Source organism: Thermodesulfobacteriota bacterium (genome assembly GCA_040755095.1).
Classification (GTDB): Bacteria; Desulfobacterota; Desulfobulbia; order Desulfobulbales; family JBFMBH01; genus JBFMBH01.
Genome location: JBFMBH010000144.1, coordinates 1 through 11,007 on the forward strand (window position 1 = coordinate 1; position 11,007 = coordinate 11,007).

An 11,007-nucleotide genomic window follows, 5' to 3' on the forward strand; every position below is an offset into this window, starting at 1 on the left:
GGGAAGAAAAACCAGGGAAGGTAAGGACGGAAGGGCGGGAAGAAGAACCTGCGGCCTTTTCAGCCGCCCAAGGCTGCCGACTTTCTCACCGGCAAAACCTGCGGGGTTTCAGGTCGGCGGTAATACAGACCTGGCCATGGTAATGGGCAATCATGCTCCAGAAGCGCCGCAGTGCAGGTGAGGGAATGCGCACATCGAGCTGGGGCAGGTCACGTTCCAGAAACGTGCGGATGAAGCCTACCCGCCACTCGAAGCTCTCGGCATCGTTGCCGGCAAGAAAGGAGCGGGGAAAGCCGCCGCGCAGCCACAGGGCTTCAAGGCTGTCCGTCCCGATCTCGTCCAGGGCAAAGCCTTTGAGCTCATGGTAGAAGATGCGACCCGCCAGCGACTCCGACGATTGGCGCAGCAGCTCGGGCGAGGCGCTGCCGAGCACAAGGAACCTGGCCGGCGGCCCTGGTCGGTCTGCCAACACCCGCAGGGTCTCGAACAGCCCTGGCAGGCGCTGGACCTCATCGAGGACCACAAGACCCGGCAGCGCCGCGAGGCTGAGCATCGGCTCCTGGAGGCGGGCGAGGTCCTGAGGATTTTCGAGGTCAAAGAAGAAGGTCGGGCCCTCGGCCTCCCTGACGAGCTGTCGGGCCAGGGTGCTCTTCCCGACTTGGCGGGCGCCAAGAAGGGCCACCACCGGGTAGCGAGCAAGAAGGGAGCGGACACGCTCACTGTGACGTATCCTGGGGACCATGGCGGCATTTTACCTCGAAAAACAAGCGCGCCAAGATCGATTTTCAAGGTTATTACGTTCTGAGAGGACGAAGGGTCCGTGTGCGAACGTCCCATCCGGCAACGCAAAAAGCCGCCGTCCCGGTCTGGCTTCAGACCGGGACGGCGGCTGCGGTTGGGGAGACGGCGGACCTGTCCGGTCTACTGGGAGGTGAGCTGCACGGTGATCAGCCGCTCCTGGACGCCGAAGGGATCCGGGATCTGGAGGTTCGGCCGGAAGGGGAGCTTCTTGTCACCCCGGCCCTCCAGATACTTCTCCAGCTCCAGGTTGACCACGACCGGCACCTCGACGCCGGCCTTGGTCAAGGCCTGGCGCAGCAGGGCCTCGGCCTTGGTGGCGAAGGCCACCGAGTCGCCCAGGATGCGCATCGCCTCGGTGGGGTTATGGAAGCCCACGGAGTTCTCGGCGCCCACGTAGAGGGTGCGGAAGAAGGCCTCCAGATAGAAGTCCTTGGCCTGATCATAGAGGGCCTGGTCGATGGCGACGCCGGCCGCCTGCCGGCTGTGGGAGGTCTCCAGGAGCTTGGCCACCAGGGCGGTGGCGTAGCCGGAGCGGATCATCATCGACACCGTGCGGTCCTGGATCGCTGTCACCTGGGCGCGCAGCCAGTCCGGACTTTCCGTATGGCACTGCTGGCAGGCCTTGAGGTCGCTCTTCAAGGGGCTGGTCACCCGGTGGTCCGAGACCTTGTGGGCCCCGACCTTGGTGTACGGCATGTGGCAGTCCGCGCAGGAGACCCCGGCCTGCCAGTGGACGCTGTTCATGGAGAAGAGCTCAAACTCCGGATGCCGGATGAAGGGCATCTTGAAGCCGGTGACCTTCTGCACCCACTCCCCCACCGAGGCATCGCCCCGGATCTGGCGGATGATGTTCTCCACGGAGATGCCGCCCCACTTGCTGCCCTGCCAGGGGAAGTAGATGCCGTTGGACTTCTTGTCGCTGTCCTTGGTGATGTTGTACGTAACATGGCACTGGGCGCAGACCAGGCTGCGCATGTCCTGCTGGGTGAGCTTGGAGCGGTCGATGTTCAGGCTGGCCAGGGCCCGGCCCAGGGTGAATTCCCGGGACAGCCGCAGGGACATGTCCTGGGGGGCATGGCAGTCGATGCAGGCCACCCCCAGCTCCTGGTGCTCCGCCGGGATCATGCCGTGCATCTCTTTCCAGGGCTTGCTGTAGTAGTCGTAGCCCTTCTCCCGCTCCAGCTTGGGGGCGTACGGGGTCTTGCAGGTGAGACAGACGCCGCCCGCCTTGACCCGGGAGGAGTCGATCTCCAGCTGATCCTTGAGCATGTAGGCATGGCCCCGGGGCTCGTTGTACTCGACACCGAAGCCCCAGCCGTTGAACAGCAGGGCCATGTACGGGAACTCGGAGAGCTTGTCGTAGGTGATGCCGTCGGCATCGAAGCCCCGCTTGTAGACGCTCTTGCCTGGAGCGGTCGGCTCGGCGGTCTTCTTCCACAGGTCGTAGTTGATGGGATAGGCCTTGCCCCAGGCCGCCGGATCCATCTCGCCCTCGGCGATCTTCACCGGCCGGACTGCCTCGGTCTTGGGCGGGGCCTGGCAGCCGGTCACGGCCAGGGCCAGGAGGGCGGACAGGGTCAGGGTGGTGCAGCGCCTCAGCGTGGCTTTCATGGGTCACCTCCTCGAAGGTTCACAGGGTGGTTGCAAGGGTTTCGATCGAACCGCTTCGCCGGTGGGCGATCCGGCGGTGGCATGCCCAGCAGGGCCGCTCCTGACCGATCATTTCCACCGCCTCTTCATGGCAGCGCACGCAGTTGGCCTGGAGCACCTGGCGGCCGTGCTCGGTCACCTCGATCCGGTCCGGCACCCGGCCGGAGTAGAAGGCCACCACGTCCTTGAGGCCATCCAGGGACTTCCAGAGATAGTGCACAGCCACATTCTCATTGGGGAGGTGGCAGTCCACACAGAGCTTGCGGCGGTGGGCGCCGGCGTGGCTCCAGGCCATGAACTCCGCCTCCATGACATGGCAGCCCGCGCAGAAATCCGGCTGGCTGGAGCTGGCCAGCAGCCGGGGCGGCCCGATCATGAAGAAGACTGCGGCCGCTCCAACGGCAGCCAGCACAATGCCTGCAAACAGGCCTTTCTTCCTGACTGACATGGTCTCACCTCCTGGCGGATTGCTCCTTCCAACGCCGGGCACGCTGTGGTCGGGGCAACCGTTCAGCCCCCTTGCGACCTCCCCCGCTGAGGGGGGAGGAGGCGCGTCGACTCCGCCCGCTTGTCTCTCCGATGCCCTCGGTGAACGGTTACCTAGTCTGGCCAAAAGGCCTCCGGCCCTCTGCCCCAAAAGACTAGCAAGCCGGATGCCAATCTTTTCATGCCATGATATCAGGGTGTTGACAGGAGGAGCTTCGCCGCCGTTACCCCCAGGTAACGGCGCAGGGAAAGACTGTTACCAGGGGGTAACAGGGGCTGGGCCGTGGCCGGCCTGTGGCCGGGCATCGGCAAGCACTGCGGCGGACGGCGTCAATCAGGGGGTGGCGGGGTCGGCCCAGGCCTGATCCCAGAGAGCAAGAAGCTTCCAGGCCGGCCGGACCGCGATGGCCACACCATCAACCAGCAGGTCTTCCTCCTGGTCCATGGTGACCAGAAAGGCGTCTGTGCTGCCGGCGGCGCGGCTGGCCCGGACCAGGGCGCGGATTTCCCGCTTGCGGATGTCGGGGCTGGCGAGGTCGTAGGCGACCTGGAGGGACCTCGCCTGGCCGGCATCGTTGACCACGACGAAGTCGCACTCCTGGTCCCCCTTGAAGAACAGAAGGTCCAGCCCCTTCTTGCGCAGCTCCATGGCGATCAGGTTTTCGAGCAGCTTTTCGTGGTTGCCGGAGTACCGGTAGCTCATGGCGTGGAGGAAGCCATTGTCGACGACGTAGGCCTTGCGCTCAGCCAGCTCCTGCCGGACAACGGAGGGGTCAAATTTCCTGGCGATCTGCACAAAACAGATCGTTTCCAGCTGATCCAGCCAGTCATAGAGGGCGTTCTTGCCGATGCGATAGCCTGCCGACTTGAGGTCGTTGTGGATCTTGTTGATCGACATGGAGCTGCCGACACCGTCGACCAGTCTGCGGATCAAGAGGCGCAAGGCGGCCAGATTGGCCGTGCCGTGCCGCTCCACCAGGTCGCGGTAGATCATCACATCGAAGTACTCCTGCAGGATCCTTCTCTTGATTCCCGGATCCAGGTCGCCGACCAGTTCCGGATAGCCGCCACCTTGCAGATAGTCCTCGAAGGCACGGATCATCAGCGCGCGTGCCGTGCTGCGGTACGGATCATTGGGGATATCGCGAAAGGCCAGAGTCTCCACATAGGAAAGCGGGAAGACCTCGTAGCGGATGGTCCGGCCCCGCAGGGCGGTAGCGATCTCGCTGCCCAGCAGGCGGGCGTTGGAGCCCGTGATGAACAGGTGCCGGGAGACGGAATCATCCAGGCGCTGGCAGCGGCCTGGTGTGAAAATCCCGCACCGTTTGTCTGATGATCTCCTTTTTGGTCATGGAAGACATGATTCCGGAAATCTTCTCTCGCCGAAAGACAATTTCCTCAAAATCATCCCTGCAACCTCCCAGGGAACGCGCTGCGTCCCCAGCGGACTAGCGGACCGCGGCCTTTGACAGGTCCGCCAGACATCTGGTAAGGGTCAGGCACGAGGCCGGCGGGCGATCCGGCAGGAGGTGGGCGGCGATGCGGGTGCGGACCAGGCTGCTCCTGGCGGTGGGGGCGGTGGTGATCGTCTCCCTGGGGGTGATCTTTCTTCAGACCGCCGCCTTCATGAAGGAGCTGGTGATGGGCATGGCCGAGCGCCAGGCCCGGATGCTGGCGAGCCAAGTGCTCCTGACCCGCCAGTGGGTGGCGGATCACAACGGCCTGTTCTTCAGCAAGGCGCCGGGGGTGGAGCCCAATCCCTTCCTGACCGAGCCGGAGATGGTGGATGCAGCCGGCCGGCGCTACGTGCTCCGGAACCCGGCCATGGTCACCCGGGAGCTGTCGGAGTACGCCGCCAAGGCAGGGTTTGGCCGCTTCCGGGTGGCGAGCCTGGCGCCGGTCAACCCGGCCAACGCCCCGGACCCCTTCGAGCGCCAGGCCCTGGAGCGCACCGCTGCCGGCGCCCAGGAGGTGATCGGCATCGAGGCCGGCGACCAGGGTCGCACCCTGCGCTACCTCACCCCCCTGATGGTGGAAGAGCCGTGCCTGGAATGCCACCGCCGCCACGGCTACCGCCTGGGCGACGTCAAGGGCGGGCTCTCCCTGGCCATCCCCCTGGCCTGGGCCGACGAGGCGATCGCCGGCAACAACCGCCGGCTCCTGGCCATGGGCGCGGCATCCGTCCTCCTGGTCGGACTCACCATCTTCGGGGTGGTGGATCTTCTGGTGGGCCGGCGGCTGGCGCTTCTGGCCCGGGCCATGGAGCGCTTTCCGGAGCAGGATCCGGCGGTGCAGCTACCCACCGGCAGCGACGAGGTGGGCAGCCTGGCCGCCTGCTTCCAGAGGCTGGCCGGCCGGCTGGCTGCCGCCCAGGAGGAGCTGGGTCGGGCCCGGGAGCGGCTGTTCCGGAACGAGAAGCTGGCCGCCCTGGGCCGCCTGGCCGCCGGCGTCGCCCACGAGATCAACAACCCCCTGGGCGGCATGCGCAACTGCGTGCAGAGCCTGCAGGAAGCGCCGGAGGACCGGGAGCTGGCGGCGCGCTACCTGCCGCTCCTGGACAAGGGCCTGCGGCAGATCGGCGGCATCGTCCGCCAGCTGCTCAATTTCGGCCGCACCGAGCCCCTGCGACGGCGGGCGGTGGTGGTGGACGAGCTGGTGCGGGAGAGCCTGCTCCTCCTTGGCCACCAGCTCAAGAAGGGCATCGAGGTCCGGCTGGACCTGGCAGCAGGCTCGCCCTATCCCCTGGATGTGGAGGCGGTCAAACAGGTGCTGGTCAACATTGCCGTCAACGCCATCCAGGCCATGCCGGACGGCGGCACCCTCGCGATCGAGACCCGGCTCCATGACCGGGGCCTGACCCTTACGGTCACCGACTCGGGCGCCGGCATCAGCCCGGCTGATCTGCCCCGGATCTTCGACCCCTTCTTCACCACCAAGGAGGTGGGCCAGGGCACCGGCCTGGGGCTCGCCCTCAGCCACAGCCTGGTGCAGCGGCTGGGCGGCAGCATCAGCGTCACCAGCACCCTGGGCCAGGGCAGCCGCTTTGTCGTCGAGCTGCCGCCGCCGGCGAGCGGGGAGGCCGGGTCATGAGCAGGATCCTGGTGGCCGAGGATGACGAGATCGTGCGGATCACCGTCTGTGACCGGCTGGCCGCCAAAGGCTGGCAGGTGGACCCGGCCGCCGACGGCCGCGAGGCCCTGGCCAGGATCGAGGGCCACAGCTACGACCTGGTCATCACCGACATCCGCATGCCCGGCCTCGACGGCCACGCCGTCCTGGAGCGGCTGCGCAGCGCTTCCCCGGGCACCGACGTCATCATGATGACCGCCTACGGCTCGGTGGATGATGCCGTGGACTGCCTCAAGAGAGGCGCGGCGGACTATATCCTGAAGCCCTTTGACCTCGATGATCTCACCATCCGGGTGAGCCGGCTTCTGAGCGTGCAGGCGGTGAAGGCCCGCTGCGCCTCCCTGGAGGAGCGCTGCCGGCAGCCGGCCATGATCGGCCACAGCCCGGTCATGCGCCAGCTCTTCACCCTGGTGGCCCAGGTGGCGGCCAGCGACGTCACGGTGCTGGTGAGCGGCGAGAGCGGCACCGGCAAGGAGCTGGTGGCAGCGGCCATCCACGCTGGCAGCCCCCGGGCCGCCGGGCCCTACATCCGCATCAACTGCGCCGCCATCCCCGAGCAGCTCATGGAGGCCGAGCTGTTCGGCCACGAGAAGGGCGCCTTCACCGGGGCCCATGCCCGCAAGGCCGGCAAGTTCGAGCTGGCGGACAAGGGCACCCTGCTCCTGGACGAGGTGGGGGAACTGCCCCTCCATCTCCAGGCCAAGCTGTTGCGGGTGCTCCAGGAGCGGGAGGTGGAGCGGGTGGGGGGCAGCCGGCCCTTTGCCGTGGACGTGCGGGTCATCGCCGCCACGGCCAAGGATCTGGCCCAGGAGGTGCAACGCGGCACCTTCCGGGGCGACCTCTTCTACCGCCTGCAGGTCATCCCCATCACGGTGCCGCCGCTCCGGGACCGGCGGGAGGACATCCCGGAGCTGTGCAGCCTCTTCCTGGCCGAGCTGGGCGCCCGGCGGGGCCGCCCCCTGACCCTGTCCCGGGCCGCCCTGGACTGCCTGCAGCGCTATAGCTTTCCAGGAAACGTCCGGGAATTGCGGAACATCCTGGAGCGGGCCTCGGTGCTGGCGCCGGGGCCGGTCATTCAGCCATCGGACCTGCCCGCCGACCTGGCCGGCAGCCCGGCCGCGGCCACGATGGACACCGTCCACCTGGCCACCGCCCTGGCCGCGGCCGAGCGGTCGTGCATCCGCCGCGCCCTGGCCCAGACCCAGGGAGCCCGGGCCGAGGCGGCGCGCCTTTTGGGCATCAGCCGCAAGAGCCTGTGGGAGAAGATGCGGCAGCACGGCCTCGAGGCCAGCGGCCCCGGAGATGAGAGTGATTGAACGAGGCCACTGCCCAACCGCCTGCCCCCCCCAGAAGGAGAGCCTGCCATGACCGCCACCATCGTTGCCCTTGTCGCCCTGGCCTGCGTCGTCTACCCCCCTCCTCCGGCCCAGGCCGAGCCGGCGGTCTTCCATGTCCCGGCCGGCAAGACCATCTCCCAGGCCGAGCTGATGGCCGACCTCAAGCCGGCCCAGGTCATCTTCCTGGGCGAGTACCACGACAACGAGGCCAACCATGTGGCCCAGTACCAGATCATCCGCACCCTCCACGAGGCAGGGGTGCCGCTTACCATTGCAGTGGAGATGTTCCGCAGCGACAGCCAGGAGATCCTGGATAAATGGAGCCGAGACGAGCTGGGAGAGGGGCTGTTCGTGAAGGCCTTCGAGCAGAACTGGGGTGATTGGCCGAAATACCGGGCCATCTTCCGCTTCGCCCGGGACAAGCAGGTGCCTTTGCTCGGGCTCAACCTGGACCGGGCCATCGTCCAGCAGATCGAGGAGCGGGGCTTCGCTTCCCTGACGCCGGAGCAGGTCGGCGCCATCGGCGCCCTGTACTGCAACGTTGATCCCAGCTACGAGGAGGTCGTGCGCCGCTCCCTCATGTTCCGGGGCAAGCCGGGCGCCCCCTCCTTCATCTTCTTCTGCGAGGCGCAGCTGGTGGGGGACAGCTTCATGGCCAAGCAGCTGGTCAGCTACCGGGCTCGCCAGCCGGACCGGACGGTCATCGTTCTGGCCGGCCCCACCCACGCCTGGAAGCACGGCATCCCCCGGCGGGTGACGGAAGCGAGCCCCATATCCTACCGGGTGGTGCTGCCGGAGATGACCGGCCGCCTGAGCCGGGCCAACATCACCGACAAGGAGACCGACTATCTGTGGATTGGGCTGTGAAGCAGGCCCACGAGCAGAGGCCGAAGGCCGGCCGGGATGGGGTCAGTTGGCCTTGTTCTTGGCCGGCATGGGGATGGTGAGAAGCTCGATGCCTTCCCGCTCCAGGGCTTCCTCCTCCTGGGCGGTGGCCTGGCCGCGGATCCTCTTGGCGGGGATCACCCCGTAGTGCATCTTCAGGGCCTCGGTGGCCAGCCGGGGCCCGACATCCTCGAAGTTGTCCCGCACATACTCCTGGACCAGACCGAGCAGGCGGGCGGCCTCCTGCCGCTCCTCGGCATCGCCGCCGCCGTCCTCGTCCGCCTCCGCTGGCCACGAGCGGCTGCCACCCAGGGCCACCGGCGAGAGCACCCGCCGCACCTGGCTGCTGCCACAGGCCGGGCAGGCGAGCTCGCCCGCCTGCATCTGCTGGTCGCACGCCTCCCGGCTGGGAAACCAGCCCTCGAAGAGACAGCCGCAGGCGCAGGCCAGATCAAAGGCGATCATCCCTCCCCTCTTGCCGCCAGGGCCTCCAGACAGCGGGCCAGGGACGCCTGGTCCTCCACCTGCAGGACCTGACACGGGCACCCCTTGGGCATGCTCTTGCGCCAGAGATTGCTGAGCACCGTCTTCGGCCCGACCTCGATCACCGCGTCCACCCCAGCGGCCGAGAGCTGCTCCATGATCTCCAGCCAGCGCACCCGGCTGACGATCTGCTGCGCCATGATCGCCCGGATGGCCGCAGGATCGGCCTCCGGACCGGCGCTGACGTTGAAGAGCACCGCCGTGGCAGGCGGCGCCACCGGCGTCGCGGCCAGAAGCTCGGCAAAATCCGCCACCATCCCGGCCATGAGGGGGCTGTGCATGGCCCCCGCCACCTTGAGCGGCACGACCTTCACCCCCGGTCCGCCCAGCCGGCGGCCGGCCTCGGCCACCGCATCGGCGCCGCCGGACACCACGATCTGCCGTTCGGAGTTGTGGTTGGCCACCGTGACGATCCCCGGGCCGGCCCAGCCGTTCATCCTCGCCTCCAGCTCGGCCACGGTCAGGCCCAGTACCGCCGCCATGCCGCCGGGCTGGCGATCCGCCTCCCGCTGCATGAGGCGGCCCCGAGCGGTGACCAGGCGGAAGGTGTCGGCGACAGACAGCACCCCGGCGGCACACAACGCGCTGTACTCCCCCAGGGAGTGGCCGCAGACAAAGGCCGGATGGACGCCTGCCTCGGCCAGCGCCTGCCAGCAGATGAGATTCACCGCCGTGATCGCCGGCTGAACGTTGGCCAGCTCGGTCAAGGCCTCCAGGGGACCTGTGCAGCACAATGACTCCAGGGGCAGACCGGCGATGGCGCCGGCCTCCTCCATGATCTGCCGGGCTCCCGGCCGGCTGGCCAGGAAATCCTGCCCCATGCCCACATGCTGGGATCCCTGACCCGGAAAGAGCACCGCGATTCTGCGGCCCTGCTCAATAGCCATAACCGTCCCTTTCTCCTTCATGGCCGACCGGAGGTGCCATGATCAGTCGTCATAGTCGTCGTAGAGCTCGTCCTCGCCTTCCTCTTCCTCCTCCTCCTCTTCTTCCTCCTCGTACTCGTCCCGCAGCTCTTTGTACTGGGCGTAGGTGAGCAGGTCCCGCCACTGGGACAGCTCCGCGGGCCGGATGGCGAACAGCCAGCCCTCGTCCATGGGGTCGTCCGCCAGGAGCACCGGACTTTCCAGGATCTCCTCGTTGATCTCGGTCACGGTGCCGGAAAGCGGGGCGACGATGTCGTGGACCGTGTGAGAGGCCTCGATATCACCGCACTCCTCGTCCCGGACAATCTCCTCGCCCACTGCCGGCAGGTCCACCCGCAGCAGCCGGTTCTGAAAAACCGGCGCCCACTCGGTGAGCCCGATCACCACGCTGCCATCGTCCTCCTGCCGGGCCCAACAATGATCCTCTGAATAGCGCAGCTCGTCCTTGGCCATAACGCCTGTTCTCCTTCTCGCTCCCGGCGCCGGCTCGGGCGCCCCCAGGTCGTTGTCTGTGCACCGGCGGCCCCTCTCGGCCTGGGCCGAGCCGCCGGCAGCCTCAACCCCTCCGGCCGGCAAACTGGGCCAGGAAGAGGAGGCCTACCCCCACGGTGATTGCCGAATCGGCGATATTGAAGGCCGGCCAGTGGGCCTGCCCCAGGAAGACGTCCAGAAAATCCACCACCTGGCCCAGCCGCAGCCGGTCGATGAGATTGCCCACCGCCCCGCCAGCCACCAGGGCGATGGCCAGCCGGGTCAGCCGCTCGCCGGCAGCCAGCTGCCGGTACCAGATCCCCAGGACCACCAGGGCCACCAGGGCCACGGCCACGAAAAAGGCCTGGCGCCAGGGGCTGGCCTCGCCCGCCAACAGGCTGAAGGCCGCCCCGGTGTTCCGGGCATGCACCAGGTCGAAGAATCCAGGAATGATCGGCCGCCGGCCGCCCACCGGCAGGCCGGCCAGGACCATGATCTTGGTCAGCTGGTCGAGCCCGACCACCCCGGCCGCCAAGAGAGCCGCAGGCCAGTGGGCGGCAGGGCCCCGTACGGAAGTCATGAAGACACCCCTCCGCCGGCCAATGATCGTGCCGCAGGGCGCCCCAGCCAGTTCCTCGACGCCGATCTCGACAGGGTTGTTCGGCGATTCCTGCCGCGGATGGAGCTCACAGAGCCCCCTGGAGCTCGTTGATGGTCATTTCACAGTCGCGCAGGATTTGAGCAAGAAGGCCGCGGCCAATGTTCTCACGGCGATGGAC

12 protein-coding genes and 1 pseudogene are annotated in these 11,007 nt (G+C 67.4%); 4 read left to right on the top strand and 9 right to left on the bottom strand.

The window, feature by feature from the left end; all coding sequences use genetic code 11:
* Nucleotides 1-85 precede the first annotated feature (85 nt).
* The 5 genes and pseudogenes from AB1634_16650 to AB1634_16670 all read right to left on the bottom strand — a co-directional run bounded on the left by AB1634_16650 (nt 86) and on the right by AB1634_16670 (nt 4,252).
* On the bottom strand, nt 86-742 hold the full coding sequence (locus AB1634_16650; protein ID MEW6221145.1) for an AAA family ATPase: 657 nt from the start codon (nt 740-742) through the stop codon (nt 86-88).
* Nucleotides 743-921: 179 nt separating this feature from the next.
* Nucleotides 922-2,412, bottom strand: a complete 1,491-nt coding sequence (locus AB1634_16655) for an ammonia-forming cytochrome c nitrite reductase subunit c552 (protein MEW6221146.1) — start codon at nt 2,410-2,412, stop codon at nt 922-924.
* A 19-nt stretch (nt 2,413-2,431) separates the two neighbouring features.
* Entirely contained in the window at nt 2,432-2,899 is a 468-nt protein-coding gene (nrfH, locus tag AB1634_16660) for a cytochrome c nitrite reductase small subunit (GenBank protein MEW6221147.1), read from the bottom strand.
* Between the two features lie 372 nt (nt 2,900-3,271).
* Entirely contained in the window at nt 3,272-4,039 is a 768-nt protein-coding gene (locus AB1634_16665; GenBank protein ID MEW6221148.1) for a DUF4143 domain-containing protein, read from the bottom strand.
* A gap of 63 nt (nt 4,040-4,102) precedes the next feature.
* Nucleotides 4,103-4,252 (bottom strand): annotated as a pseudogene (locus tag AB1634_16670) (AAA family ATPase).
* A gap of 224 nt (nt 4,253-4,476) precedes the next feature.
* Between AB1634_16670 and AB1634_16675 the strand changes: the two are divergent.
* Genes AB1634_16675 through AB1634_16685 form a run of 3 tightly spaced genes read left to right on the top strand, consistent with a single transcriptional unit; the run spans nt 4,477 to nt 8,270 of the window.
* Nucleotides 4,477-6,027 (top strand): ATP-binding protein, encoded by a 1,551-nt coding sequence (locus AB1634_16675; GenBank protein ID MEW6221149.1) that lies wholly within the window; start codon nt 4,477-4,479, stop codon nt 6,025-6,027.
* Nucleotides 6,024-7,382: a sigma-54 dependent transcriptional regulator gene (locus tag AB1634_16680; protein MEW6221150.1), complete on the top strand. Its 1,359-nt coding sequence runs from the start codon at nt 6,024-6,026 to the stop codon at nt 7,380-7,382. Before AB1634_16675 ends, AB1634_16680 begins: the two co-directional genes overlap by 4 nt.
* 48 nt (nt 7,383-7,430) lie before the next feature.
* Entirely contained in the window at nt 7,431-8,270 is an 840-nt protein-coding gene (locus tag AB1634_16685) for a ChaN family lipoprotein (protein MEW6221151.1), read from the top strand.
* 42 nt (nt 8,271-8,312) lie between these two features.
* Here AB1634_16685 and AB1634_16690 read toward each other — a convergent pair whose 3' ends face one another.
* From AB1634_16690 to lspA, 4 genes are all read right to left on the bottom strand, one after another.
* Nucleotides 8,313-8,753, bottom strand: coding sequence for a DUF1178 family protein (locus AB1634_16690; GenBank protein MEW6221152.1), 441 nt, complete (start codon nt 8,751-8,753; stop codon nt 8,313-8,315).
* A complete protein-coding gene (locus AB1634_16695; protein MEW6221153.1) occupies nt 8,750-9,718 on the bottom strand; it encodes an ACP S-malonyltransferase in 969 nt (322 codons plus the stop codon). Before AB1634_16695 ends, AB1634_16690 begins: the two co-directional genes overlap by 4 nt.
* Before the next feature lie 42 nt (nt 9,719-9,760).
* Nucleotides 9,761-10,210 carry a glycine cleavage system protein H gene (locus AB1634_16700; protein MEW6221154.1) on the bottom strand — a complete coding sequence of 150 codons (450 nt, stop codon included), beginning with the start codon at nt 10,208-10,210 and terminating at the stop codon, nt 9,761-9,763.
* A 103-nt stretch (nt 10,211-10,313) separates the two neighbouring features.
* Nucleotides 10,314-10,808, bottom strand: a complete 495-nt coding sequence (gene lspA, locus AB1634_16705; GenBank protein ID MEW6221155.1) for a signal peptidase II — start codon at nt 10,806-10,808, stop codon at nt 10,314-10,316.
* Here lspA and AB1634_16710 point away from each other — a divergent pair.
* Nucleotides 10,807-11,007, top strand: a 201-nt coding sequence (locus AB1634_16710; protein MEW6221156.1) for a hypothetical protein, incomplete at its 3' end; no start/stop codon positions are given. The two genes, lspA and AB1634_16710, sit on opposite strands and share 2 nt — an antisense overlap.